Below are 26,753 nucleotides of genomic sequence, written 5' to 3'. Positions count from 1 at the left end.
CGGTGCCGGCTGCCCGATGACGCAACCGGTGTGCCCGATCCATTGGCTCCGAGTCGTACGTACCGGCTCACCGTCGAGAGGAGACTTCCGCCGACGGCTCTGCGAGCGAGGAAACAGGGATTGCCATGGGAAGTCCTGCGTCCGCAACGACATACCGGGTTCAGCGGATCCGCGGAAGCCGGGGTCCGTCCCGGTGGGACGGACGACGGTTGGTGCGGGCATTGGCCGCCGGTGGGGTGGTGGCGCTGGCCGGCGCCGTGCTCCCCCTCGCGGGTGATGGCGGCCCGGTGGCGCTGGCCGCGTCGCAGGGCAAGTTCGACTGCACTACCGGTGGCGGCAGCTACCTCGTCCCGACCGGCACCACGCACCTCCTGGTTCGGGTTGCCGGGGGCAAAGGCGGCGACGCCGGCGGTGGTGACAGTGGTGGCGGCGGGGTCGGTGCGATCGTCTCGGCGGTGGTCCAGGTGTCCGGCGGGCAGTCGATCTCGGTCTACGTGGGTTGCAGCCAAAGCGGATATCACCGCGGCGGTGCCGCCGGATCCTCAGGTGGCGGTGCGGGCTGCTCGAACGGAGTCCACAGTGGCGCGGCCGGCGGCGGCAGCAGCGCGCTGATCCGCGGCTCGAGCACTCTGGTCGAGGCCGGCGGTGGCGGTGGCGGCGGTGGCGTCGGCGGCTGTAACGCCGCCGGTGGGAGCGGCGGCGCCGGCAGCGAGACGGGCGGCACCGGGGGCGATGGCGGCTCCCCCCTAGCCGGGCAGAAAGGCGGCAGCGGTGGCAAGAGTGGCGTCACCTCGGGCCCCGGCGGGAACGGCGGTGGCGGCGGCTCCTACGGCGGCGGTGGCGGCGGCGGCGGCGGCGGCTGCGCGGGTGGCGGTGGCGCCACCGGCGGCAGTGGCTCAGGTGGTGGTGGTGGCGGCGGCGGCGGCGGCAGCTCGTGCAGCAGCACCACGAACACTGTCTACGAGGGGAGTGGCAACAACGGCAGCGGGACGATCACCATCGACCCGATCGCGCTGACGGTCACCAAGACCGCCTCGTCGGTCATCGACAACAACGCCAATGGCGTGCAGGACGCCGGTGACGCCATCCAGTACACCGTCACGATCGGCAACGACAGCAGCGTGGCGATCAGCGACATCGGCGTGGTCGACACGATGACCGCGCCGTCCGGGGTGCAGATCAACTTGTCCTGCCTTCCCCAGCAGCCGCCGACCACTCTGCAGCCGGGCAGCCAACTGATCTGCACCGGCCAGTACACGCTGGTGGCAGCTGACCTCGACCGCGGCTCGGTGAGCAACGGGGTCACCGTGACCGGCCGGCTGCCCGCCCTTCCGGGTGCTGACGTCGGCCTGCTCGTGACCAACACGGCCGCGGTGACGAGTACGCTGGTCGACTCCCCGAAGCTGGTCCTCACCAACTCGGTGTCCGGGATCGACGACACCAACGGCAACGGGCTCAACGACGCCGGCGACGTGATCAACTACCGGGTCGAGGCGACCAACGCGGGCAATTCCACCCTGGCCGGCGCCACCGTCACCGAGCAGGTGACCGGCGGGGCCTCCCACCCGGTGACCCTGAACTGCGACCCGGCCATGCCGGGCAAGATCGTCATCACCGGCACGATGACCTGCACCGGCAGCTACACGATCGCTGCCGGTGACGTGGACACGCCCGGCGGGACCATCACCGCCTCGGCCGCCGCGACCGCCACCAGCCGGAACGGCAACGGCTCGCCGACCAGCGCGGGCCCGGTGGAGGCCAAGACCCGGCTGACCCAGCACCCGGACCTGACGGTGAAGCTGACCGCGGACAAGCCGGCCGACACGAACGGCGACGGCCGGATCGACACCGGTGACGCGATCAGCTACTCGGCCACGGTCACCAACAGCGGCAGCGTCACGCTGACCGACGTCGGTGTGACGGTGGACATGACCGCGCCGGCCGCGCCGGCGCCCACCTTGACGTGCACGCCGGGTGCGGGAGCCACTCTCGCGCCCGATGCGCAGCTTTCCTGCACAGGCACGTACACGCTCACTCAGGCCGACGTGGACCAGGGTGAGGTGGTCGCGGCCGGGACCGCGACCGGGAAGTCCGGCGGCACCGCGGTGACGTCGCCGGCCAGCACGGCGACCACTCCGCTCAACCGGTCCTCGGCGCTGACGGTGAGCAAGTCGGTCTCCGGCATCACGGACGTCAACGGCAACGGCAACCTCGACGTGGGCGACACGATCAAGTACACGATCGCGGTCACCAATTCCGGGACCGTGTCGCTGACCGGGGTGTCGGTGGTCGACCAGATGACCTCCCCGGCCGGCCCCGACCCGGCACTGACCTGTGCGCCTAAGCAACCGGCCACGCTGGCTGCCGGCGCCGTGCTGACCTGTACCGCCGCCTACAAGGTCACCCAGGCCGATGTGGACAGCGGTGGAGTGACCAACACCGCCACGGCCACCGGAGCCGGCCCGGGTGGCGATTCGGTCAGTTCGGACCCGGCCATCGTCACCGAGCCGCTCACCAGCGCGCCCGCGCTGGCCATCAGCAAGACCGTCACCGGCGTGTCCGACGAGAACCACAACTCGGTCACCGACGCCGGCGACGTGATCAGCTACTCCATCGTGGCCACCGACACCGGCAGCACGACGCTAAGCGAGGTGTCGATCAGCGACCAGCTGACCCCGCCGGCCGGCCCCGCGCTCGGCCTGCACTGCTCGGCCGACCCGCCGGTCACGCTTAAGCCGACCGAGACGCTGTCCTGCACCGCGCAGTACACGATCACCCAGGCCGACGTGGACAAGGGCAGCGTGATCAACACCGCCACGGCGAACGCCAAGGCGCCGGGCAACCACAATGTCACCTCGGGGCCCGGCCAGGCGACCACCCCCCTGTCGAGCAAGCCCGCGCTGAGCGTGGTCAGCGCGGTGACGTCGATCGAGGACCGCAACAGCGACACCATCACCGACCAGGGCGACGTGCTGGTCTACACGGTCACCGTGACCAACACCGGCAGCGTGACAGTGGACGACGTGGCTCCGGCGTTGACGCTGGCCAGCCCGGCGGCCGGAGCGCCGCGCCTGACCTGCGACCCCAGCACACCGGGGGCGCTGGCTCCGGCCGCCAAGATGTCCTGCACCACCTCCTACCTGATCACCGCTGCGGACGTGGGCAAGGGCACAGTCACCTCCACCGCGTCCGCGTCCGGCACCACCACGGCCGGTGCCGCCGTCACCTCGACGCCGAGCGTGCTCAGCACCCCAGTAAAGGCCACCCCGGCGGGGGCCGGCACCGGCGGCAGCGCCGGCGGTCCCACGGCCGGCGCCACCGCCGGTTCACCCGGTGGGTCCCGCCCGCCGGGCGGTTCCGGGCGACTGGCCTACACCGGCGTGAGCGTGGGTCCCCTGTCCGCGGCCGGCGTCCTGCTGGTCGGCGTCGGGACCGCGCTGCTGTTGACGACGATCCGCCGCCGGCGGCGGAGCTGACCCGACTTGAGGAGACCGTCCATGCGCACCATCGGCGAGGCACGGGCCCGGATGGCGGCGACCGCCCAGGCCCGGGACACCACACTGGTCGCCACGGTCGCCGCCCTGGCCACGTGCCTGTGGGTGGCCGCCGTCCTGGTCATGACCGCGCACCCGGTGCAGAGCACGCCGGTGGCCGCGACCAGCCCGGTCCGCCCGCCGAACCCGGCCGGCTCGGTCGTCGTCACGGTGCCCGACCAACCGGTGGAACTGCCCGCGGCGGTGCTCCCGCTCGCGGTGCCCCTCGTCCCTCTGCTCGCCCCGGATCCCACGGCGAACCCGGCGATGGCCGCGGACCTGTCGGTCAACGGCATCCCGCAGCTCGCGCTGCGCGCCTACCAGCACGCGGCAGCGGTGCTGGCCGGCCAGCGGCCCTCCTGCCATCTCGATTGGTCGCTGGTCGCCGCGCTGGGCCGGGTCGAGAGCAACCACGGCCGGTTCGGTGGGGCGGTGCTGACGGTCTCCGGCCGCAGTGTGCCGCCCATCCGCGGACCCCGGCTGGACGGCGGCGCGTTCGCGTTGATCCGCGATACCGACGGTGGACGGCTGGACGGTGACCCGGTGTTCGACCGCGCGGTCGGACCCCTGCAGTTCCTGCCGCAGACCTGGTCGGCGATCGGCGCGGACGCCAACGGCGACGGCACGGCCGACCCGGACGACATCGCCGACGCCGCGCTGACCGCCGGCAGCTACCTGTGCAGTGGCGGGGTGGACCTGGCCGTCCCGGCCGCGGCGCGGGCCGCGGTGTACCGGTACAACCATTCGGACAGCTACGTGACGCTGGTGCTGTCCCTGGCTGGACGGTACCGGGCGGGCACCACGATCTCCGGCGGACCGGACGACGTGACGGCTTCCGCTGTCGGCGCGCCCGCCTCCGGCGCACCCCCCTCCGGCCACGACAGCGCGCCGCCGACGGCCGCCGCGCCGAGGCCGACCAGCGCCCCGGCGCAGCCGAGCGCGGCCCCCCCGGCGTCCAGCGCGCCCGCGCCGAGTGACACCAACCCGGGCACCCCGACCTCGACTAGCGCTCCCACCAGCACCCCGGCCCCGACCGCCCCGCCCACTGCCGGTTGTGTGATCGTGCTGGGTGTGCTCTGCCTCTGACCGCGATCTGTCCGGACCGTCACGTATGGACGGTGGCGGCGCTCTGCCCGGCCCCTCGGCCCTCGGCCCCTCGGTGGCGCGGCGGCTGGTCGGCAAGTTGATCAGGCGCGGGAAGAACACGCCGAACATGCACCGGGACCAGCCTGGCCACAACTCACCCACACACACACCCGGACCGGCGTGGAAACGCCCACCGTGGCGGGCGCGGCCGGTGTCACCCACGGCCCGCGGACGCTGGCCGTCGGCTCGACGGGGCTGACTCGCCTGAGATGCTCCTATGGATCGTCAAGCCAGCAGGGCATGTCGGATTTCGCGGGCGACGTAGCGTTTGAGACAACGGATGATCTCGGGTTTCGTCAGTCCTTCTGCGGTGCGGCGTGCGGCATAGGCGCGGGTTGCCGGGGCGTAACGCAATCGGCAGAGGACGATCCGGTTGAGGGCTGCATCGCTTGCCTGTCGCCGCCGCGGTTGAGCCTGTGACGGTCAGTGGTCTTGCCGCTGCTGGCAGGAAGCGGCGCCACTCCGCCGAGGTTGGCGAAGGCCGGATCGCTGTGAAGCCGGTCGGGATTGTCACCTGCGGTCACCAGCAACGCGCCGGCGGTGTCGGTTCCGACGCCGAACAAGCCGAGAAGCTGAGGACAAATCTGTGGCACGAGCTGCTGAAGCAGCTCGTCCAGAACGGCGATGTCGCGGTCGACGTCCTGGTGGCGTCGGGCGAGGATTTTCACGGCGTGTTTCGTGGCCGCGGTCGGACCGAGACCAGATCCTGGGCGCAACGCGGCGGCGGTGGCGACGAGGTCACGGGTGGACAGCCGGCGCAGGTTTTCGCGTAACAGCTCGGGCGCGCTGATCACCAAGGCGTGCAGCTGGTTGGCGACCTGGATCCGGATCCGGACCGCCCCACGGCGCGCGACCCGCAGCGCGCGGATGGGCTCGACGTCGCCGTCTCGGCTCTTCGGGACTCCGGTCGCGGTGCCGGCCAGCACGGCGCGGGCTGCCGCTTCGGCGTCGACCGGGTCGGACTTGCCGCGGGCTCGCCGGGTCCGCCGGTCTGGGCGGTCGACCTCGATTACCTGGTGCCCGGCCTGCCGTGCCGCTCGAGCCAGGCCGGCGCCGTAGCAGCCGGTGCCTTCGATGCCGAAGGCGTGGACCTGGCCCAGTGCGCGACTCCAGCGCAGCAGTGATCGATACCCGGACGGATCGGCGGTGAAGGACTCCTGAGCGAGCACCCGCCCGACCTGGTCGAGTGCCACCGCGACGTGCCTGTCGAGGTGAGTGTCGACGCCGACCGTGACGTGCGTGCCGAGATTCGTCATCGTGGACATGCCATCTCCCTCATCCGGTGGTGGCACGGCACCCACCGAACGGGCGGACAAGGTAGTGACGGGGCCTCTGGCCAGGCTCCTATGAGGTCGCGCCGCTCACGCAGGTGACGTGCACGACGGGGTCACCCGCGCCGAGCGACAGATCTCAGCAAAGACACCAAGGTCGGTCAGCCGAAGGGTCAACTCGGACGGGCGACCCCGTCACCGCCCATTGTCACTGTCAGTTGGCGCCGGCGGGCAGCACCTGGGCGGAGAAGGAGGCGGAGGGAGTGCACCGCACCGAGCCGACGCCGGGCGTGACGCAGTTGACCGACACGGCCACCGGCACGCCTTTGGGCACGTGCAGTCCCTTGGCGTAGGTGTACGGCTGGTCGGTGAAGTTGGCCAGACCGGACTCCAGCAGCACGTTGGTGCCGATGGACACCCGGATGAAACCCTTGTCCTGCCGGGGGTTCTGCAGGGTGATGGCGAAGATGTCCATGGCCCGCCCGGCCGGCGAGGAGTAGCTGAACTGCTGGAAGGAGCTGTCGGTCACCGGACCGGCGAACGTGGCGATGCGGAAGTCCAGGGAGGTCGGCGTGTTCGCCGCGCTGGCGGCGGCCGCGGCGCTGAGCTCAGCGTGGGCGTCCTGCTGGGCGCCGTTCGCCTTCGAGGCCGCGGCGTCGGCCGCCTGCGCTGCGCTGCTCGCCGCACTGACCTGGCCGGCCACCTCCGAGCTGGCGATCTGCTTCACGTTGGGCGCGAGGACCGTGAACCACAGCGTGGTCAGCACGATGGCCAGCGCGGACAGCAGCGCCAGCAACGGAAGGACCCACTTGGGTAGCATCCGCTCCTGGGTCATCAGGCCCTTGGCCGTCAGCGGATCAGCCACCAAGGTGCCGTCCACCGATTCGTGGAGCAGCTTCAGCTCGAAAGGGTGCGGTTGCGGGTCGCCGCGCATGAACCGCTCGAACGGCCGGACCAGCACCCGCAGCAGCGCCACGGTCGCCGGGGGGACGGTGAACAACGTCCGGTCCAGCCGGATCTGCAGCTGGTCGTCCTCCGGGTCGAACGGCTCGACATCGATCCGAACCGGAGTGTTGCCGGCGTTCTCGACCGCGAGGCGATACCTGGCCTTGCGGCTGCCGCGTCGTTTGGCCGGCAGCAGTTCGGCGTCCAGCGCCAGGAACGGGGCCACCTCGACACTCCCCTCCACCACCGCGGAGCGCTCCGGGTATTCCCGCGACCGCATGCGCACCCCGAACGCATGGCTGCCGGCCGCCACTTGGGGACCGCGTGGCGGTGCGAAGTGGACCGTCACGGTGGCTTCCCCACCCGGCATCAGGTTGACGATCTCGGGACTGGCGGTAGTCCACTCCCGAGTCTCACCGACGACGTCGATGCCGAACTGGTCCACCACGGTGCCTTCGTTGCGCACCAGCACCTCGCAGGAGGCCTCCTCGCCGGCCTCGACGGACAGCGTCGGACTTCCGAGCAGCGTGAACGCGGTCATGGTCCAAGCGTCGGCCTCTGCGCGGCGCCAGAGAACACGCCTGCGGCCAGTCCATCGCGCAGATTCGCCCCCGCGCGGTGTGCCCGCACGCTTGTCCGTTCGCCCGGGGCCCGGGCGGGCCGTCAAGGCGGACACTGGACGGGTGATGGAGCACGTCGACGCCGCGCTGACCGCGCTGGTGCGGGCCGCGGTGCCGGCGGGGATGGCCCTGCGGTCCGATCCGCCGGGGCCGGATCTCGCCGAGGGCGGTGAAGCGCTCAGCGTATTCCTGCACCGGGTGGTCGAAGACCTGACGGCGCGGGCGGCCGCGTGGACCGACGACCTGGACCAGCAGGGCCGGGTGATGGCCCGGGTGTTGCCGCCGCGCCGCTACCGGTTCTGCTATCTCATCACCGCGTGGGCAGCCGACCGCGACGCCGAGCACGCCCGCCTCGGTGCGGTGCTTGCCGCAATGGCGCCGCACCTGCACGTGCCCGCCCAGTACCTGCCGCCGCCGCTGCGCACCGGGCCGGCGATCGACCTCGACGTGGCGCACCCGGACCTGCCGGGCGTGGCGGCCGATCTGTGGGCCTCGTTCGGGGTGCCGCCGCGGGCCGGCCTGGACGTGGTGCTGACCGTGACCGTGACCCCGCCCGTGATCGGCCCACTGGCCGCGCCGCCGTCCACTCTGGACCTGGGGGCGAGCGGCAGGCCGCCACGGCAGCCGGAACCACCGGCGCCGGCCAACCCGCCAAGCCGGCGTATCCGGGAGTGATCGGATGGGTAAGCCGGCAGCGAAGCTAGGCGACCAGGTGACTGGGGTGGACACGCACATCGTGATGGTGCCGTCCCCGGGCGGTCCGGTGCCCACGCCCACCCCGCTCCCGTTCAGTGGCAAGATCGTGCAGGGCTGCTGCGCGACTGTGCTGATCGCGGGTCGGCCGGCGGCCACCGCCGGCTCCGTGGCGCTGAACGTGCCGCCGCACGTGCCGCCGGCCCCCGGCACGTTCAGCAAGCCGCCGGACAACCGCGGCACGATCATCGGCGGTAGCCAGACCGTGCTGATCGGCGGCAAGCCGGCCGCCCGGGTCGGCGACAAGGTACTCACCTGCGCTGACCCGGTACCCGTTCCCAACGGCACCATCGTGGGTACCAGCACCGTCCAAATCGGACTGTGAACCAGGCGGTGACCGCCTGGTCAGGTGTCCCGGCTTGCGGCAGGCGTGCCGTCTTCCCGAAGTGTGTCCGGCTTCGGGCAGCCGTGCCGCAGGGCCGGCGGCACGACACCGCGGCTTCGCGCCCACGGTACGGCCGCCGGCGCCATAGATCAGGCGTGACGTGGATCAGCCGACCAGCTCGATGCGGTGCGGCACGTGGGCGGGCTTGGCCCCGGCCACCAGGTCACGTACCGCGGCCAGCTCGGTGTCCGACATGCTGCCTCGCCGGATTCGTACCACCAGCGACGGCTCCACGGGCGCCGGCGACGTGGGGGTGCTTGACCAGCGCGCACTGCCGCTGTCCACGACCTCGGCCCGGCCCTGGATGGCCAGCTCCAGCTGCCACCGCAGGCCCCGGGCGGTGCCCCGCATGCCGTGCAGCTCGACGGCGTGGCGGACCACCTCGCGGCGCTGGTCGTCGGCCCAGCTTTCGTCCAGGGTGACGCCGAGCCAGGCGGCCAGCCGCGCCAGGAAGTCGGCCGGCGCAAGGCCCGGATCCAAATAGGCGTCCAGGCAGTCGAGCGCGACGTAGGCCGGTGCGAGCACCTCGTCGAGGCCCGTGGTGAGGCCGGTCAGCACCGGATCCTCCTGCAGCACCGCGGGCAGTAATGCGGCCATCGGCCGGGGCGTGCGCAACCCGGCGGTCATCCCACGCATGCCCGGCCTACCCGACGCTGAAGAACTGGAATTCGGTCACGGCCACGTCCTTGCCTCCTGGCGACTCCTTGACCTGCAGGATCTGCACCTGAACCAGCTTGGCGGCCAGCCCGTTTCGCAAGGTGAACGTCTGCGGGCTCTTGGAATCCTGCAGGGTCACTGTGTCCGACTTCTCGTTGGAGTAGCTGAACACGATGATCGACGGCCGGTCGTGCCCGACGAAGTCGTCGCTGGCTCCGCCCGTGATCACGACCTTGGCCAGTGCGGTCGGCTTGCCCAGGTCGATGGTCACCTGCGGTGGCTTGCCGTTCGGGACCCACGGCGCGGCCCAGTAGGTGTTGATGAACCCGTCGAAGGCCGCGTTGGCCGGATGGCCGGGCAACTGGGTGTCGGTGCCCTGCACCGCGGTCGGCCGAACGGGGCTGACTGTGGCGTCGCTGACCAGCCCAGTGGCCCAGCTCTTGACGTTGTCGGCCTGCTTCACGACATAGGTACGCAGCGGTGGGTAGAGCCCGGCCAGCAACCCGAACGCGAGCACCACGATGAACGTATAGCGGCGGATACTGGTCACTGCCCGGTGGCCGACCCGCCGGTTGCCGCCGCGCTTGGCGGTCTTGGGCCGTTTCGTCGCGGCCACCAGTTTCGGGCCGCGCCGAGGCCGGACGCGCTGCCACCACGGCGAGCGCTGCACCACCGCGCTGGTGAGGGATTCGCCGCAGCGGCTGCAGAACTTGCGAGTGGGCGGGTTGCCCTCGCCGCACTCGCCGCAGATCCGGTCACCGGGCTGGATCTTGCGGGTGGGCGGCGCTCGGTGCGTCTGTGGGGTAGCCGGCGTCACCTCCTGGGGGAGCACCTCGGCCGGCTCGATGCTGCCCGTCGCAGGGTCGACCGGGGTCACCAGGCCGTGCATGTCCGCGCCGTTATCATCCGGCCCGTGATGCCGGCCGTTGCCGAGCTCCAGCGGCGGCGGTGGTGCGTCGCCGGCCAAGGGCGGCGCGGAGGGTGGCATGTCGTCCCGCAAGGGCGGCGGCGTCGCCGGCGCCCCGAACGGGGGTGGCGGCGGCGGTGGCGGGGGTGGCGGTGGCGGGGGTGGCGGCGGCGGTGGCGGTGGCGGTGGCGGTGGCGGGGGTGGCGGCGTGTCGAATTGGGGTGGTGGCGGCGGCGCTTTGGCCAGTCCCGGTGGCGGCGAAGCATCGGCCGGCCGTTCGGCCGCTGGCTCCGGCGGTGCCGCGGTCGTGTCCGGCACCGGTTTGCCGTCGATCGTCGTGAGCGGACCGACGATGGCCGAAGCCACCCGGCGCAGCAGGCCCACCTTTCCTGGTGCCTCAGCCTCCACGACGACCGCGGGCGGCGTGGCAGCCGGCGCCGTCTTCTGACCGGTCCACTCCAGAAAGCCGCCGCAGGAGCCGCAGAACGTGTCGGTGTCCCGATTGGACTGGCCGCACTCCTTGCAGACGATCATCGCGTGCTCCTCCCGCCTCAGTTGGCTTCGACGCGGACGTGGTGGTCGAAGGAGAACACCACGCTGTTGGCGTCTACCTCGACCCGGCTGGTCTCCCCGCCGCGCTCGCCGGTCACCGGGTTGGCGCTGAACAGCCGGACGTCCTCGACCGTCTCTACCCCTGCGACCCGCTGCAGCAACGCGTGGATCTCCCCGACCCGGACGGCGCGGCCGAACGGCCAGCCAGTGCCCTCCGGCCCGCCGCCGGGCAGGGGGCTGAGGTAGCCGGCCAACGCCCGCAGCGCGTCCTCCCGCACCGCAGCCAGGCTGAGACGTCGCCGGGCGACCAGCCGGGCCACCACGGTCACTCCGCGGTAGCGTGGCGGCTCGACCAGCACGGTGGTGCCGATCAGGCGCACGGTGTCCAGGTGCTCGGCCAGCCGGGCGAGCAGCTCGTCGGTCGGCACCAGATCGGCAAGTCGCACACGGCCGCCGTCGGTCGGCGCGTCCGGCACCACCAGCACTTTGACCGTGGCCGAGGGCAGCCCGGCCTCGCCGGCGGTGACGCAGCGGATCCGAGCCGCTTCCGGTACCGCCTCGCGGGCGAGCGCCTCGTAGTCCTCGGCAGTGACCGCCCGGCGCCGGGTCCGCAGCGCGAGGGCGCCTCGGTCGCGGGCTTGGTCCAGAGTCTCGGCGTCAGTGCCGCCCCGGGCACCGACCGCGTTGCTCACCGCGGATACGAACGGAATCGAAGAACGCAGGGTGGTGATGGTGCCGGCGGCGACGTTGCCGACGGTGCCGCCACCGATCGCGTAGTTCCGGATGCGCGTCGCCGCACCCGGCTCGGGCACCGCGCCGTGTTGCTCGGTGCCGCCGTCGGCCAGCCGCACCAGCGGGCCGAAGACGACCTCGCCGGTGTAGCCGTCGAGCACGAAGTGCCGGTCGGTCGCGGTGCTCTCGGCGAAGTCGGACACCCGAGTCCAGTCCTGCCAGCCGTTCTCCGAGCTGGTCTGGACCACCGGGGTGCCGATGCCGGTCAGCACCGGCGCGGCGGCGATCCGGAGCACCTGGCCCGGCGAGCCGTTAGCGGTGCCGAGCTGCTCCTCGCCGATCAGGTCGGCGTGCACCGCTGGGCTGCTCACTCCGACCGTGCAGGCGCTGGCCCGCGCGATCGTCGGCGCGGCGTGGTAGCCGGGCCGGTCCGGGGCCGGATCGACCACCCGGGCGCGCAGCCAGGCCGCGCGCAGGCCGTCGAGCAGCGCCACCCGGTGCTCGGCGGGCGTGTCGAGCACCACCGCGCCGGCGCTGTTGAGGCCGCCGGTCTCGTCGCGCAGCACCCGGCAACCGGTCCAGCCCTCGCCGGTGTAGGCCTCCCAGACCAGCGGCGGATGCCGCGGGTCGACGCCCACGCCGTCGATGCGGCTGTCCAGATCGAGCTGCACCGCGCCGCGCGGAACGGCCACGTCCAGCCCGAACAGCAGCGTGTCGCCGGCCTGTGGGACAGAGGAGAAGGCCGGCACCGGCCCGGCGCGCAGCTCGGTGGTGTGGTCGACGGCGAGTTCGGCGTCCGCCGCCCGGGTGCGGACCGCGACCAGCTCACAGGGTAGCGCCACGGATTCGGCTTCGGTGCCGAACACCACCGGGTCGAAGGCTTCGGCGTGCTGGGTGCTCACCTCGGTACCGGCCGGAATGACCAGCGCGGCGGTGGCCGGTGCGGACAGCCAGAAGGTCACGTCGGTACGGGCCGGCGTGGGCGGGTAGAGCCGGATTCCGATCAGATCCAGGAACTTGATGTGCAGCCGGTCCGGCACCTGGTTGAGCCGAGTGAACAGCTGGTCGACCAGGAACGCGAACGCCTCGATCAGCGTGATACCGGGGTCCGACGGGTTGTGGTCCGTCCATCCTGGACAGTGCTGGCGGACCATGCCGGTGGCGTCGGCCACCAGATCGGCGAACTGCCGGTCGTCCAGGTTCGGTGCGGGCAGCGCCATCGCTACTCAGCCTCGCTGTCGGGCACGGTGTAGAACGGGAACACCAGACTCCGCTCGTCGCCGGTGTCCACCAGCCGGTAGCGGATGTCGATGTAGAGCAGGCTGGGCTCGTCCGGATCGGGCAGGGTGACCACGTCGGTGATCTCCGCGCGCGGCTCCCAGCGGGTGAGCGCTCGGCGCACTTCCCCGGACAGCTCGGTCGCAGTGTCCAGTGAGACCGTGGCGAAGACGTAGTCGCGCAGCCGGGAACCGAAGTCCGGACGCATCAGCCGCTCACCGGGGTAGGTGGTCAGGATCAGCCGCATCGACTGCTCCAGCTTGCGGGGGCCACGAGCCAGGTCGAAGCCGCCGCTCGGGGTGTACCCGAGCGGGAACCCCCAACCCGCACCGATCGTCTCGGTCGACATCGTCACTCCCGTTAGTTGAGCTTGATGGGATTTCCCTTGATTTCCACCGGTCCGCGGCTCTCGATCTTGATCGAGGCCTGCGCGGTCAGGTTCAGCTGCGCGCCGCCGCCGATGTTGACCACACCACCCTTGCCGGCCTGGATGTCGATCTTGCCGCCGTCCTTGCACTTCACCGTGACCGTGCCGGCAACCTGGTCGATGATCAGCGCCACGTCCCCGCGCTGGGTGCCCAGCACGATCTCCCCCTTGGTCGGCGTCGGCTTGGCTCCCGGGGTCCGTTCGTCGTGGAAGGCCAGCCGGTTCCCGTTGGGGGACACCAGCCCTCGCCACGCCACAGTGGACGTGCTGCCCTGGGTCAGCACCGGCTTGCCGCCCAGGTCCGGCTTGCTCTTCATGTGCAGCAGGCCACCCAGGACATACGGGCGGCGCGGGTCGCCGAACTCGAACCCGACCAGCACCTCGTCGCCCACTTCGGGCAGGAACAAGGCGGCCGCGGCGGGACTCGCGCCGGCCAGCGCGACCGGCGCCCAGTCGGTGACGAACAACGGCGACAGCCAGGGCAGCACCACCTGCACCCGGTTCAGGCCGTCGGGATCGCCGATGTTGCTGACCACTCCGCACACCACGCCGGGGATGATCTGCGGCGGGGTCTGCCGGGCGCCGGAGGCCAGCCCCAGGATGGACCGCTCGTGCCGGCCACTGACCTCGAACGCGGTGACGTAGCCGTCCACGTCGTAGGTGTGCACCGCACGGGTGACCAGCCAGCGGCCGTTGAAGGCCGGGCCGACCCCGCTGACCTCGAGTACCGTCCCGGCCCGCAGTTGCGGGTCGCCGACCGCCTCGCCGTCCGCCTCGGCGACCGTGCTGGCCAGCCGCTCGGCCGTACCGGCCACGGCCTCCCGGGCCGCGGCGTCGATCCCGCTCCCGGTGCCCGGTGGGACAGTGGTCACCGCAAACGCGTTGGGCTTGGGTGCCGGTCCCAGCTCGCCCAGGGCCGGGTTGGCGGACTGTTTCTGAGTGGGTGGCAGCTGGAACGGCTTGGTGAGCGTGCCCGGGTCCGCGCCGGGCACCTGCACCGAGGCGGTCCTGGTGGGTACCGAGGTCGTCTTGGCCTGCCGGGCTGCCGGATCCCATACCCGTACCTCGGTGGTGGGCGCCAGGTTGCCGGCCGTGATCCGGGGCCGGAACACCCGTAGGCCGAACGGGAACTCCAGGGCCAGCGGTTGCTCCTCGCGGCGCACGTCGACGGGCTTGGTGAAGCAGAACTTGCCATCCACGATGCCCATGTCGAAGCCGAGCGCGTCGGCCCGGCCGCGCAGGAACTCCCAGTCCGTTTGGCTCACCTGTCCGATGTGGGCGTGCACGGTCCGGGTCGGGTGGATGGTGCCGAGCGGCAGGCCGTACTCCCGGGCGATGTCCCGAACCACGTCGGAGTCCTTGAGGTTGGGGAAGGACCGGTTGCGCCGGGACCGTTGCAGTCGGTGGTCCTTGGTGTAGCCGCGCACGATCGTGCGGTTTACCCGGCCGTAGGAGCCCTCGATCGCGGTGACCTCACCGGTGATCAGCTCGGTCTGGCTGCCGCTGGTCGCCGACCCCGAGCTGACGCTGACCGCGGTGCCGATAGACAGTCCGGACGAACGGGCCACGGTCAGGTCCCGGTCCAGAAAGGTGATTTCGAACATGTCCGGCCGGAGTTGGTGGGTGTCGACGATGACCCGCTGGATCCGGTCGGCCAGTTCCTGGGACAGCGGTCGGCCACCGGCCCGCACCTGCGGGATCACCCGGGTCCGGTCGTCAAGGCGGTAGTAGGGGGACTCCGTGGTCATCGCTTACCCGCTGGGGTTTGCGGCTCCGCCACGATCGTCTCCACCACGATCAAGGTGAGCGTGACCATCGCCCGGGACGGCACCCCGGACGCGGTGAACCGGCAGTACGACACCTTGGCCGTCTTGATCACGACTTCCTCGTCGAACACCAGGCCGGCGCCCGAGCCCATCCGCAGCCCCACCCGCTTGGGCTCGCCCTTCCTGTCCTTGCGGTAGTCGAGGTCGGTCCAACCCCACAGCTTCTGGCAGCCGTCCTTGACGGCGGTCACTCCCTCGATCTGCAGCGCCGACAGAGTCAGCTTCTTGCGGTCGTAGATCAGCTCCTCGCCGCTGATGGTGAGGGTCTGGCCTTCTTTCTCGTTGCCGATGCGGGTGGTCCGCTCCTCGCCGACCTCTTTCGGGTTGTACTGGAACTTGAGTTCCTCGCCCTCGTAACCGAGAGTGAGCTGCCCTTGGTGCTGCCCGTTCAGACCCCTCAGCTTGGCTCCGGCGGCGGCGGTGCCGAGGAAACCGCGGTGCATGAGGACCAGCTTTTCGGTCGCCACACCACCGCCCCCTGCCGACAGTGCCGGTCCCGCCCAAGACACTGGGATCGCTTCGCGGAGTTCCCACTTGGCCACTTCGCGCTCGGTGCCCCCGGCCGGCCCGGCCTTGCCTCCGGGCACCAGCGCCGAGAACAGGAAGATGGTCACCGTGGTTCCCTGGAACGACCGGCCGCCGGGACTGCCCCCGGGCCGGCTCCTGATCATGCCCGCACCGCCCTCGTCGCCGCTGATCCACCTGCTGGCGACGTAGTTGAGCCATTTGCGGACCTGGGCGGCGGACTTGTCGTCCATCGCCCGTTCCAGGGTCACGTTCGGGTAGCTGATCTGCTTGGGGGTCAGATAGGGCGACAGGTTCTGCCCGCCCGCCCACACCTGTTCGGTCTCCAGGTTGACGGCCAGCCCCGTGCAGCCCGACCAGAGCCCGAGGTGGCTGGTGCCGCCCTCCGGGTCGGTGACCACCACCTTGAACCACATGGTCATGCCATAACGCGGTGCCCCGGAGGCCGAGGCGTTGCCAGGCACAGACTTGCGCATGCCAGCCGCGCCGAGCGCGCCCATCGGCGCCTGCAGAACGTTCGGAATCGTCATGGCGTCACAACCCTGCCTCGTCGTCCAGGAACCCGGTGTGGGCCAGCTCCAGCGTCTCGATCGCCGGTTTGCCACTGGTCGAGTCGAAGTCCGAAATGGACCAGCCTACGGGAAAAAACCGCTTGAGCTCCCAGGTGATCACCGGAATGCCGAGATAGTCGAGCATGTGGATGCCACCACTGAGCACCGTGTGACTGCGTGACGTCCGCTTCAGCCATTTCTGCACGGTGGCCGACTTGGAGCTGGCCGCGCGGCTGAGCTTGATCGTCGGATACTCGACGTCGCCAGGAAAGATCAGCTCGTCGTTGTTGTCCCCCGGGCGGTACTTGTGCTTGCTCCAGGTGACCTGCAGCCCGGCCACCTTGGTCCAGGTCCCGAGGTCGTACTCGTCCATGTCGATCTGCACCACGAACCGGTGCGTCATGGCCACCTGGTCGAAGAGGAACTCCGACAGCTTGGCGTTGAGTTTGCCCACCTCTACCATGTCCGAACTCCTCTCATCGCAGATCCGCCAGCATTCCCGCGCGTTCCCGGTCGATGATCAGTTCCGCGCGCAGCCGGGACCGGATGTGCTGGTAGAGTCGGCTGGCGAGGTCATTGAGGTCGATCACCGGGCGCGGTTCCGGCTCCCGGTTGCGCAGCTCGATCACCGAGGCACGCAGATCGGCGAGCTGCTCGAAGGCCGTCGCCACCGCCGTGTCCGGCTCGGTCGCCGGCATCGGGCCACCCGGCAGCAGTCCACCGGGCGCCAGTCCACCCGGCACCGGCGGGGGGCCGCCGGCCGGTGGCCCCCCAGTGAACCCCGTCTCCCACGACCAGGAGACGGGGGCGAGCGCCCCGGCCGGCGCTGGTGGCTCGGCCGGCGGCGGTTCCGCCGGTACGGCGACAGCCGCCTCGGCGGACTGGACGATCGAGCCGGGCGGCCGTCCCGGGTCCGGGCGCCCCGGGTCCAGCCTGCTCGAAGCGTTGCGGTGCAGCAGGGCCGGCGGGCGCGGGCCGCTTCCGGCCACCCAGTGTTCGACAAGGCCCGCCGCGGCTTCCAGCTCCCGCCCCTCGGCAGACTCCGGCGTGGGCTGGGTGTCGCCGAGGATCCGCTGCTGGACCGCGTGGGTGAGTTCGTGGGCGAGCAGCGCGCGCACCGGTGGCTCGGCCACGTCGCCGGCGTGGTGCGGAAGGAATACCTGGCCGGCCTGGGCGTAGGCCCGCGCATCCAGCTGCCGCGCCCGTGCCGCGACGGCTCGACCGCGGTGTACCGGCACCGAGCTGACGTCCACCCCGAGCTCGCGGGAGAACAACGTGACCAGCTCGCCCGGCACCGGCACGATCACCGTGTCCGGCAGGGCGGTGCTGTCGGCTGGTGGCGGTGGTGCCATCCGCTCGTCGAGTACCGCCCGGTACACCGGCCCGGCCGGCGCCGGCGGCTCGGGGATTGGCGCCCGAGGCGCTGGCTCTTCCGTGGTGGACGGTTCCGCCGAGACGTCCGACGCGTCCGCCACGCGCTCCGCGATGGCGCTTTCCGTGCTGCCGTCGCCGGTCGGTTCCGGGGTGCGCGGTGGTACCGAAGCGGGCGCGGTTCGGCGGTGTGCCGGCCGGGGCCACAGCGGCGCCAGCGTGGTTCGCGGTTGTGCCGGGACGCCTCGGGGCAGCTTGACGTCGGGTGCGGCGGAGGCTTCAGACGGGTCGGGTTCCGGCGGGACGGATACTCGGGGAAACGCCGTGGAATCGGGACCGAGCATGCTCGGCGCCTCGGCCGCTGCCACCGCGCTCGATACCGCCGTGGTCGGCGACTCCGTGGGTTCGGCCGGACCCGGCCCGGCCGGCGGGGTTTCCCGGCGCCACACCGGCTCGGGCGCCACCGCCGCGGGGGCGGGTGCCGGCGCGAGCAGCATCGGTTCAGGTGGCGCAGCGGCGGCCGGCGGCACCGGCGCATCATCTACGTCGGACGCGTAGGGCTCATCCGATTCGATGCTCGCCACGTTGATTCCGCGCCGTCGGCTCTCGGCCAGGTTCGGCCGCCGGTGCGCCGGTCGCCCGGCCGTCTCGGTGGGTGGCTCGGCCGTCGGCACCGGCGCGGGCTCGGCCACCGAGGCCAACCCGCCGCTCAGGCCGCCGAGGTCGCCCAAACCGCCCCCCAGCAGGCTCATCGCCGCGGCTACGTCGAGCTGCTCGTACTGCGCGGCCAGCCGGTCGAACTCGGTGACCCCCCGGAACGGCGTCTGTGGCTCGACCGGCTCGGACACATACTCCGGGCTCGCCTCGGTGAGCGGCGCGACCGGCACGGATACGGGCAGCGTGGGCAGCAGCCGCGGCTGCGCCGGCACGGGAAAGTCTTCGACCGCGTCGGGCTCGTCCGGCGCGGTGGTGATGGCTTCCGCGACCTGTCCGCCGACCGACCAGACCGCACGCACCGATTCGGCCGACGGCTCGGCCGGCTCGGTCACCACGAACGACCCGGGTGACTCGATCGGTGCCTCCGATCGCACAGTGACCACTCCGGACACCCGGCCGGGCGCGACACGAGGCGGCAGTGCCCGGCGGTTTCGCCGATGCAGCAAAGGTGGCTGGTCGAGGACCAGCCGCCGGGTTCCGGCCACCCGCGGCAGCGTGAACAGCGGCACCAGCGCAGATGCCCGATTGTCCAGCGTCAGCCGAAGAGGCGGCAGCACCCGCCAATGACGCGCCGGCCGAGCGGCGGGCAGCCGGCCACCGGCTGTCGGCTGTCGCCCGTGTCGCCTCCGGAACGGCCACCACATCGCGCCTCCACTAGGTTGGGTCGGATCTGGCCGGCGGGCTGTCACCGGCGTTGAGCTGCTCGTTGACCCGGCCAACTTCGGTGATCACCCGGGTGCGGGAGTGGTGGTCGAGGTCGGCCAGCTCACCGAACGACCAGTGCAGGTAGTAAGCGAGGTACGTGATCTCCTCCCACAGCCGGGGGAGCCCGTACGTCAGGATTCCCCCAGGCCATCACCGGCGATGTCCACCGCGAACTCGTGGCCGCAGGCCGGGCAGGCGACCTCGGCCTCGGTGTGACCTTCCTGGTTGATCCGCCGGTACAGGTCCTGAAGGAAAGCCAGATCCGAGGAGAACAACCCCTCGATCACCAGAGCATCCACCACCGGCAGACTGCCCAGCCGGACCATCGTGCGTTCCAGCAGCAGGACCGTCAGGTACGCGGGGTTCTGCCGTACCCGCGGATCGATCTGCGTGCTGATCTCGTCCCGTGCCGTGGACAGCCGCATGGCACCCTCGCGGTGCACGCGACCGTGCTCGTCGACGAAGCCGCGGGGCAGCACGAACGGGAACTCGGTACGCAGACCGGCGCCGGTGGTCATCGGCTCCGGTGTCGTGGCAAACGAGGTATCGACGGGAAACATCGGCGTGGCAACCCTTCCGTTGAGGAGCCGAGCGATCAGCTGGTGGCCGGCGGGTTGACCGCGATGCTCTCGCAAGTGACCTTGCACTCGATGGTGGCCACTGCCGAGTCACCGGCCTTCATGCCGCTGACCACGAGTTCCGAGCACCAGGCGTGGTGCAGGGTGTAAACGATCTGTCCCTTCCCCTGGGCGTCCATGATGGTCAGTGTGCCGTCACCGCGGGCGGTGGAATCGCCGCTGCGCGCCAGCGCGTGCCAGGCCATCAGCTTGGCGTTGCCGGCCGCGTCCAGACCGCGCTTGAGGGTGACCGTCGGCGGCTCGGTCTTGCCGAACTGCTTGGTGTGGACGGTGTTGCCCTTGTCGTCATTGTAGATGTACTCCTGTGAGCCCACCTTCGACGTGATGCCCTGCAATTCGGAGAACGCGATCGTGCCGAGATTGGTGAAGCTCAGGTAGAACCTGGCGGCGGAGATCACCTGCGCCTGGGTGGTCGCGGACGTCATGGGAAACCCATCCTTTCAGCGGCGCTCAAATCAGCAAGACCGCATCGCATTCGATCGTCGTCTTCATCATCACCACGTTGGACGAGCCGGCGGTCGCCGGATCAAGCTCCAACTTCGCGCACCAGGCGTTTTCCAGGAGCACGTTGGCGGTGACCGTGCCGGCGGCGTCCATGATGGTGAAGGTGGCCGGCACCTTCGCCAGTGGACTGTTCGCTCTGGCCAGTGCGTGCCATGCGAACAGCTGGCCGAACCCAGCCGCGTCCAACGCTCTTTTCAATGTGACGGACGGCGGTTTCGGCCGACCGAACTGTTTGGTGTGGACGTTTCCGATCCTGCCGTTGTAGGAATACTCCTGATGCTCGACGGTCGAGTTGAACCCCGACATCTCGGAGAATCCCAGCCCGACCGCCCAGCCTTCGCAGGTGATCACGAACCGCGCGGCACTGACGTACTGCTCTGCCATCGCACAGCCTTCACTCCTGCAGCGCGGTGCCCTCGGAATACTGGGACAGCCGGAACACCACGAACTCGGCCGGTTTCACCGGAGCGATGCCGATGTCCACGGTGAGCACGCCGGCGTCCCGGTTCTCCGGCGGGTTGTTCTCCGCGTCGCACTTGACATAGAACGCCTGCTCGGGAGTGTCGCCGAACAGCGCGCCGCTGCGCCACACCCGGCGCAGGAACATGTTGATCGTCCGGTTGACCGCACTCCACAGGTATTGGTCGTTCGGTTCGAAGACCACCCAGTTCGTGCCGCTGAGAATCGACTTCTCGACGTAGTTGAACAACCGCCGCACATTCAGGTACCGCCATTCCGGATCGCTGGACAGCGTGCGCGCGCCCCAGATCCGGATGCCCTGGCCCGGGAACGACCGGATGCAGTTGACACCGACCGGGTTCAGCGTGTCGTGCTCCCGGCGGGTCAGCCCGGACGGCAGGTCGATCACCCCGCGCAGCACCTCGTTGGCGGGGGCCTTGTGCACCCCCCGGGTGTCGTCGTTGCGGGCCCACACACCGGCCACGTGCCCGCACGGCGGCACCGCCATCGGCCGTCCGTCGTGCCCCATGATGGTCAGCCACGGCCAGTACAGCGTGGCGTACTTGGAGTCGTAGCCGGCTTCGTTCATCCGCCAGTCCTTGAGCCGCTGCGGCTTCAGGTCCGGCAGCGGGTCCAGGATGGCCACCCGGTCCGACATCAGCTCGCAGTGCGCGATCATGGCCAGCTGCACCGCCTTGACCCCTTCGGCGTCGAGGATGCCGCGCTGGTAGGCGCTCATCAGGTCGGGCACGCACAGCATGGTGATGTCGTCGATCGCCTCGAGTCCGGCGAATCCGGTGCGGTCCCCGGCGTCGCCCACGTAGTCGTTGGGGCCGACGCGCATTGGCTCGGCCGCCTCGCCGCCGCTGAGCGTCACCGCGGCGCCCTTCGCCGGCACCGCCAGCGCACCCCCCTTCGTCTCCTCGATGGTGATCAACTGGGACTGGCGGACGGCGGTGGCCACGTTGGCCGGCCCGCGCCGCACGGTGACGTTGTCGTAGACCTCCTCCACCCCGTGCGCGCGCACCACGAGCTTGAAGGTGTCCTCCCCCGGCTCGGAGGCGTCCTGCACGTCGACGACCACCTTGTTGCCGGCCGGCCCGGGCTCACGGGCCCGCACGATCAACGGCCGCCCACCGGTGCCGGCGAGCTCTGCGGCGGCGGAGCGCCCGGCCTCCAGCCGCGGCTGTCCGTTGCCCTCCGCCGAGGCGTCGCCGTCCCCGCCGATGCGGACCACGTAGGCCGCGCCGCCTCCGTTCAGGAAGAAGCCATACACTGAGTGCGCGAGGTAACCGCCGTCGACGAAGCCGCCGAACGTCTGGGTGAACTGCGTCCAGTTGGTGACCAGCACCGGCTCGTCGACCGGTCCCCGCTCGGCGAACCCGACGAACCCGGCGACCGCGGTGCCCACGCCCTCGATCGGCTTCGAGCCGGAGGACACCTCTTCGGTGTAGACGCCAGGCGACAGGTAGTTGGGCATCGCGGCCTCCCGAGGGGTTTCGATGGCGTCCACTGTGGCTGGGCGCCCCCGCTGCCGTGCAGAAGCCGGCGGCCCATCCATCGTGCACCCCGCTGCCCGGACGGGAAGGAACCTCCGGGCAGCGCCCGTTGCCCGGACCGCGTGCCTGGACGAGAAACGCCGTGTCCTCGTTCCTGCCCCGCAGAAGTGGACGCCGCGTCCGACAAACCCGCGGTGTTCGCCAAGTACGGCCTCACCCTCGCCGGCGCCCGCACCCGGCCCTTCGCGGACCGAGCCGACCACCGGGCGCCGGCGGCCAGCCGCTGCTCGATCGCCTCGGCGGTCTCCGGCTCCAGGTCGGGGTCGTCCTCGAGATCGGCCAGCAGGTCCGCCAACGGCTCCGGCTGGGCCCTGTCGGAGTGATCGATGACGGCCAGCGGGCTACGGAGTGCGATCGCGTTGCGCAGCGCTGCGACCGCGAGTGAGATCTCATGGGGAAGCCGACCGAGTCAGGTACCGCTGCCGACCACCCTGCCGGAGGCAGGTGTCGCAGGTTCGAATCCTGCCGTGGGCACACAAAACATGGGCAACGTCAACAGGCGGGCGGCTGGCCGGCCGTCGCGGGCGCGCACGCCGCCCTTGCACCAATAGACGACCTTGACGTCGACGGCCGGCAGTGCGGGATTTCCGGGGTCGTGCTGCGGGCAGTCCCGTCGCCGGACACCGGCACACCGGTCGGCACTGGTGCGGGCCGGCTGGTCGACGTGGTCGTGCCGGGTAACGCCGACCGCGCGACCGCGGCAGGCGCGGCGGGTGCCGCGGGTGCCGGCAGCCCGCGCACCACCCGCGGCACCACCACCGCGGCGGCCAGCACGATCAGCACCAGCCCGGTTGCCAGCTGCCCGCGGCCGCGCTGATTGACCGGCGCCTTGTGCAGCTCCCACAGCAACCGCACGCCGAGGGCGAGGAACAGCAGCGCCCCGATGCCGACCGCGCCGACGATCTGGTAGCTCGACGAGCGGTCGGCGAGCACTTCGATGATCACGCCGAGCACCACCCAGCGCACCCACGGTGAGCACCAGAATGCGACGCCCCTTGGCCAGCAGCCAGCGCGCCCAGGTCGCGAACCACCCACCCACCGGCCACCTCCGTGCAACGTCGAGGCCGCCAGCATCCCAGAAGATCGGCCCCCGGCGACAGCGGTCCACAGTGGACTCCGCACGGAGCCCTCGGCAGGCACCCGTCGGGTGATGGTGGCCGGGCTTGCCTGAACGGGTACGACGTTGCCCTTGTTCTTGTACCGCGAGGCGTCGTGGTTGGGGCGGTGGTGGCCGACGATGGGCCTGCACCCACAGCTGCCGGCCGCGACCGGCCATTTCACACCTGACGAGCATCAGTCGTGCTTGCGGGCTGGCTGAAGAATTGGGGTATTGCACCATGTACAACGACCAGGAAGACTTCTGGGACGACATCGGCTGGCTGGCCGACGAGAGCGGAGCCGTCCAGACGCTGACCGCGGCGTTCGGCACCGACTCGTGGCGGTCCGACGAAGGCGACCTGCTTTACCGCACCTACCAGCGGATGGACTCCGGCGGCAGGGACAAGGTGGACCAGGCGCTGGACCTGGCGACCCCGGACGAGAAGCTCGCCGAGCTGACCCGGCTGTTCAGCGGGGTCGCGTCGGGTGACGGGGCCGGTCCGACCGCAGCCACCCAGGAGACCGCGAAGGACACCGGCGTCTACGCCGACGCGACCGATCTGGCCGGCGACGCCGACCCGGCGTGGCAGGCCTATGCCGGCTGGTGGCGCCGCTTGGACGGCAGCACCTGGAAGTTCGCCCGCTCCAACCGCCGCGACGACACCTGGGTCGACCAGAACACGATGGTCGCGCAGGCGGGGCAGGCACCGGCACAGCCGGCGCAGCCCCAGGCCGAAACCGCGCAGCCTACGGTGTACGCCGACGCGACCGAACTCGCCGCCGACCCCGACCCGGCGTGGCGCGCCTACGCCGGCTGGTGGCGCCGCTTGGACGGCAGCACCTGGAAGTTCGCCCGCTCCAACCGCCGCGACGACACCTGGGTCGACCAGAACACCATGGTCGCGCAGGCGGCGGCCCCGGCGGCAGCGGCACCGGCCGCCGAGCCGATGGCGCCCACGGCCGCATCGAGCGAACCGGCCGAGGCGCCGGTCATGGTGAGCGTCCTGGACAACGTCGAGATCGAACTGCCGCCGCCGCCGTCAACCGAGGACCTGCCCGATGAGCTGTTCGACGAGGAAGCCGAGCTGACCGACGCCGATATCGACCGGATCATCGCGGACTACCCGCAGATCCAGGAGGTCGTGCAGCGCGTGCTGACCGAGGCCGCGGACAGCATTGCCGCGAGCCCGGCACTGGACGCGGTCATGGACCTGGACGACGAGGAGATCGAGCACGTGGTCGAGACCGTGGGCGTCATCCCCGCCACAGCCTGAGCACCACCGAACCCCAGCCGCTATCAGCAAGAAAGGCGCAACTGCCGTGACGTCGACGGAGAACAGGCCACAAGGATCGGGACAGGTCAAGGTCACCGCAGCCGAGAAGGACCGGCAGCAGCTCGACCACGCCCTCGACAAGTTCAGCACGGCCGTGGAGGACCTCGCCCTTGACAAGAACTTCGACTCGCTGGAAAAGCTGATGGGCGCGGCGCTCGGCCTTAAGGACAAGAACACCGCGCTCAACAAGCACTTCAAGGACCGGGTACGCGGACGGTTGGTGCCGGTCGTGAAGGAGCGGCTGCAGAAGGACGTACGCCGCAAGCAGCTGAACATGTCCGAAGAAGACATGGCCAAGCTGGAAAAGGACCAGCTGAAGCGACTCCCCGATGCCGAGGCCGAGCTGCTCATGCGGAAGAAGGTCATCGAGGTCTACAACAGCCTCAGCGGGCAGGCGCTGATCGACAAGGTCGAGGTCATCCAGGACGGCCTCGACAAGATGGTCAAGGAGATTCCGACGCGCAGGGAGATCCTGCGGAAGGTGATCGAGCAGATCGAGACCATCCGGCAGTACGAGTTCGTCAAGGGCATCGTCAAGGCGGGCGGGCTGAAGTTCGTCGGCGACACCAACGACCTCACCGCGCTCTCCAAGCAGCTGGCCGCCTATCTGCCGCACCTGGACAAGCTGGCCAAGGACATCGCGTTCGGCCTGCGTCACGCCCGCGAGGGCGACGGGCGCGACCAGGAGCGGCGCGCCCTGGTCAACCGCACCTACGAGCTGACCGACAAGTACTTCCCGAACCTGGAGACGCTGCAGCGGTCCATCGAGTCCGCGCTCAACAAGCTCACCGTCGAGGTGACCACCGAGGCGATCAACGCCTACGTCTTCGGCACCAGCGCGAACGTCAAGGACATCGAGGGGCTCAAGAAGGCCGCGGACACCGGGATCGGGCTCACCGGGTCGCTGCTGAAGAAGACGAACGTCTCCGGGTTCTTCGTCCGGCTGGCGTCCTTGGCCAGCAGCATCATCGCCACCTCGGCCACCGCAGCCGACGTGTACAAGAAGCGCAAGGAACTCGGCCTCACTCAGACGTTCGGCGATGTGCTGCAGGGCTTCGACAACGACCCGACGCTGTTGTCGGCGAGGTTGCAGGCCAACCAGAAGGCGGCGCTGGAGATCCTGATCAACAGCCTCGGCCTCACCCTGTCCGGGTCGCTGCTGGTGGCGCCGGGCGCGGCCGAGTTGGTCATGCAGGTGTGGGACATCGTTGCCGGTGCCGTCAGTTCGGCGGTCGGCGAGGTGCTCAAGACGCGGATGGACAAGGCCGTCGAGGAGCTTGAGAAGCAAGGCAAGAAGATCATGCCGCTGAAGACCGAAGGTCAGCGCGAGTCCTTCTGGGCCAGTGCGCAGGACCTGTACAAGAAGGCCTACAGCGGCGTCGAGAACGCGGTGCGCAACGCCGTCAGCGAGGGCCTGCACAAACCGGCGAAGGGCGCGGTCAACAAGGGCAAGACCGCCGAGGAACCGGCGAGCGAGCTGCTGACCACGGTCAGGCAACTCGTGGACGGGGCCGTCGACCCGCAGACCGTGACCGATGTGCTCGGCACCTCCTATGACCCAGGGTCGTTCGCGGAGGGCACCAGCGCGAGCTGGCAGTTCAACCTGCTCGCGCTGGAGAGCATGATTATCCGGCTGGTCATGCCGCCGGTCATGCGCCAGGTCCTCAAGTTCATCAGCGTGCCGCCCGCCGAGGTGCTCAACGGCGGGCAGCTAGCCGGCATCCTGGACGGCGTCGAGATGAGCCAGGTCCCGGCCGGCATGCTGTTCGGCCAAGCCGTCCAGGGCGAGCCACCCAAGGCGATCGAGGGCGCCACGGATCTGCCAACCCGCGTGGGGGCGCGCAAGGTCAAACGCACCAACGCGGCCCGCAGCGTCCTGACCGGCAAGAACAAGTCGTACTACGTGTCGCTGGACTTCGAAGGGGTCGAGGTATGGGGCCGCTACGACCCCGTCCTCAAGACGTGGCAGGCGAGTAGGGTCGATCCCGACTCGTTCGTCACGAACTGGCCGGACTACACCGTGTCCCGTAAGTACGTGAAGGTCGGCGGCGCCAAGACCGAGGGCATGTGGTACAAGGTCAACATCCCGGACTACGGGTGGCAGTTCCTCGCCTTCGACCCGCACAGCAGCGGTAAGACGCTGTGGGCGCACCGGCTGGACACGCCCAAGGGGCCGAATGGCCGGATGTTCCAGCTGGGTAACCAGGTGGACGAGTTCGCCAAGCTGATGCTCATCGGCGACTTCTACCGCGCGGGCTGA

General features: G+C 70.5%; 22 protein-coding genes and 1 pseudogene. 7 read left to right on the top strand and 16 right to left on the bottom strand.

Annotation, left to right across the window (positions count from 1 at the left end):
• Positions 1 to 212: 212 nt before the first annotated feature.
• Both OG738_RS21565 and OG738_RS21560 read left to right on the top strand, forming a co-directional pair.
• Positions 213 to 3,476, top strand: a complete 3,264-nt coding sequence (locus OG738_RS21565; RefSeq protein WP_329056784.1) for a DUF7507 domain-containing protein — start codon at positions 213 to 215, stop codon at positions 3,474 to 3,476.
• A 21-nt stretch (positions 3,477 to 3,497) separates the two neighbouring features.
• Positions 3,498 to 4,619, top strand: a complete 1,122-nt coding sequence (locus OG738_RS21560) for a hypothetical protein (protein WP_329056198.1) — start codon at positions 3,498 to 3,500, stop codon at positions 4,617 to 4,619.
• Between the two features lie 356 nt (positions 4,620 to 4,975).
• Here the strand turns inward: OG738_RS21560 and OG738_RS21555 are convergent, their stop codons facing one another.
• Positions 4,976 to 5,944: an IS110 family transposase gene (locus OG738_RS21555; protein ID WP_329056197.1), complete on the bottom strand. Its 969-nt coding sequence runs from the start codon at positions 5,942 to 5,944 to the stop codon at positions 4,976 to 4,978.
• Between the two features lie 220 nt (positions 5,945 to 6,164).
• A complete protein-coding gene (locus OG738_RS21550; protein ID WP_329056196.1) occupies positions 6,165 to 7,436 on the bottom strand; it encodes a COG1470 family protein in 1,272 nt (423 codons plus the stop codon).
• Positions 7,437 to 7,581: 145 nt separating this feature from the next.
• On the opposite strand from OG738_RS21550, the gene OG738_RS21545 reads away from it, so the two are divergent.
• Together OG738_RS21545 and OG738_RS21540 are read left to right on the top strand one after the other, a co-directional pair.
• Positions 7,582 to 8,190: a Pvc16 family protein gene (locus OG738_RS21545; protein ID WP_329056783.1), complete on the top strand. Its 609-nt coding sequence runs from the start codon at positions 7,582 to 7,584 to the stop codon at positions 8,188 to 8,190.
• Positions 8,191 to 8,236: 46 nt separating this feature from the next.
• The gene (locus OG738_RS21540) at positions 8,237 to 8,593 is read left to right on the top strand and encodes a PAAR domain-containing protein (protein ID WP_329056195.1); all 357 of its coding nucleotides are present in this window, start codon (positions 8,237 to 8,239) and stop codon (positions 8,591 to 8,593) included.
• 165 nt (positions 8,594 to 8,758) lie between these two features.
• Here the strand turns inward: OG738_RS21540 and OG738_RS21535 are convergent, their stop codons facing one another.
• From OG738_RS21535 to OG738_RS21480, 13 genes are all read right to left on the bottom strand, one after another.
• Positions 8,759 to 9,250 (bottom strand): phage tail protein, encoded by a 492-nt coding sequence (locus tag OG738_RS21535; protein WP_329056194.1) that lies wholly within the window; start codon positions 9,248 to 9,250, stop codon positions 8,759 to 8,761.
• A 46-nt stretch (positions 9,251 to 9,296) separates the two neighbouring features.
• On the bottom strand, positions 9,297 to 10,751 hold the full coding sequence (locus OG738_RS21530) for an NADase-type glycan-binding domain-containing protein (protein WP_329056193.1): 1,455 nt from the start codon (positions 10,749 to 10,751) through the stop codon (positions 9,297 to 9,299).
• 17 nt (positions 10,752 to 10,768) lie between these two features.
• A complete protein-coding gene (locus OG738_RS21525; protein WP_329056192.1) occupies positions 10,769 to 12,721 on the bottom strand; it encodes a putative baseplate assembly protein in 1,953 nt (650 codons plus the stop codon).
• Positions 12,722 to 12,723: 2 nt separating this feature from the next.
• Positions 12,724 to 13,128, bottom strand: a complete 405-nt coding sequence (locus OG738_RS21520; RefSeq protein WP_329056191.1) for a GPW/gp25 family protein — start codon at positions 13,126 to 13,128, stop codon at positions 12,724 to 12,726.
• Between the two features lie 11 nt (positions 13,129 to 13,139).
• Positions 13,140 to 14,954, bottom strand: a complete 1,815-nt coding sequence (locus tag OG738_RS21515) for a phage baseplate assembly protein V (protein ID WP_329056190.1) — start codon at positions 14,952 to 14,954, stop codon at positions 13,140 to 13,142.
• The gene (locus OG738_RS21510) at positions 14,951 to 16,087 is read right to left on the bottom strand and encodes a phage tail protein (RefSeq protein WP_329056189.1); all 1,137 of its coding nucleotides are present in this window, start codon (positions 16,085 to 16,087) and stop codon (positions 14,951 to 14,953) included. The genes OG738_RS21515 and OG738_RS21510 overlap by 4 nt, the downstream gene beginning before the upstream one ends.
• Before the next feature lie 4 nt (positions 16,088 to 16,091).
• Positions 16,092 to 16,571, bottom strand: coding sequence for a phage tail protein (locus OG738_RS21505; RefSeq protein ID WP_329056188.1), 480 nt, complete (start codon positions 16,569 to 16,571; stop codon positions 16,092 to 16,094).
• Between the two features lie 13 nt (positions 16,572 to 16,584).
• Entirely contained in the window at positions 16,585 to 18,579 is a 1,995-nt protein-coding gene (locus OG738_RS21500; protein ID WP_329056187.1) for an eCIS core domain-containing protein, read from the bottom strand.
• 271 nt (positions 18,580 to 18,850) lie between these two features.
• Positions 18,851 to 19,015: a DUF6760 family protein gene (locus OG738_RS44690; protein WP_442875950.1), complete on the bottom strand. Its 165-nt coding sequence runs from the start codon at positions 19,013 to 19,015 to the stop codon at positions 18,851 to 18,853.
• A gap of 17 nt (positions 19,016 to 19,032) precedes the next feature.
• On the bottom strand, positions 19,033 to 19,461 hold the full coding sequence (locus OG738_RS21495; RefSeq protein WP_442875949.1) for a phage tail assembly protein: 429 nt from the start codon (positions 19,459 to 19,461) through the stop codon (positions 19,033 to 19,035).
• Positions 19,462 to 19,496: 35 nt separating this feature from the next.
• Entirely contained in the window at positions 19,497 to 19,964 is a 468-nt protein-coding gene (locus OG738_RS21490) for a phage tail protein (protein ID WP_329056185.1), read from the bottom strand.
• 25 nt (positions 19,965 to 19,989) lie between these two features.
• On the bottom strand, positions 19,990 to 20,427 hold the full coding sequence (locus OG738_RS21485; RefSeq protein ID WP_329056184.1) for a phage tail protein: 438 nt from the start codon (positions 20,425 to 20,427) through the stop codon (positions 19,990 to 19,992).
• A 10-nt stretch (positions 20,428 to 20,437) separates the two neighbouring features.
• On the bottom strand, positions 20,438 to 21,982 hold the full coding sequence (locus OG738_RS21480; RefSeq protein ID WP_329056183.1) for a phage tail sheath family protein: 1,545 nt from the start codon (positions 21,980 to 21,982) through the stop codon (positions 20,438 to 20,440).
• Positions 21,983 to 22,460: 478 nt separating this feature from the next.
• On the opposite strand from OG738_RS21480, the pseudogene OG738_RS21475 reads away from it, so the two are divergent.
• Positions 22,461 to 22,535: pseudogene (locus OG738_RS21475) on the top strand.
• 18 nt (positions 22,536 to 22,553) lie between these two features.
• Here the strand turns inward: OG738_RS21475 and OG738_RS21470 are convergent.
• Positions 22,554 to 23,027, bottom strand: coding sequence for a hypothetical protein (locus tag OG738_RS21470; RefSeq protein WP_329056182.1), 474 nt, complete (start codon positions 23,025 to 23,027; stop codon positions 22,554 to 22,556).
• Positions 23,028 to 23,398: 371 nt separating this feature from the next.
• Between OG738_RS21470 and OG738_RS21465 the strand changes: the two genes are divergently transcribed.
• Both OG738_RS21465 and OG738_RS21460 read left to right on the top strand, forming a co-directional pair.
• The gene (locus OG738_RS21465) at positions 23,399 to 24,433 is read left to right on the top strand and encodes a hypothetical protein (RefSeq protein WP_329056181.1); all 1,035 of its coding nucleotides are present in this window, start codon (positions 23,399 to 23,401) and stop codon (positions 24,431 to 24,433) included.
• A gap of 46 nt (positions 24,434 to 24,479) precedes the next feature.
• Entirely contained in the window at positions 24,480 to 26,753 is a 2,274-nt protein-coding gene (locus OG738_RS21460; RefSeq protein ID WP_329056180.1) for a hypothetical protein, read from the top strand.

It is taken from the genome of Amycolatopsis sp. NBC_01488, assembly GCF_036227105.1.
Lineage (GTDB): Bacteria > Actinomycetota > Actinomycetes > Mycobacteriales > Pseudonocardiaceae > Amycolatopsis.
This window is presented reverse-complemented; position numbering and strand designations above follow the sequence as displayed.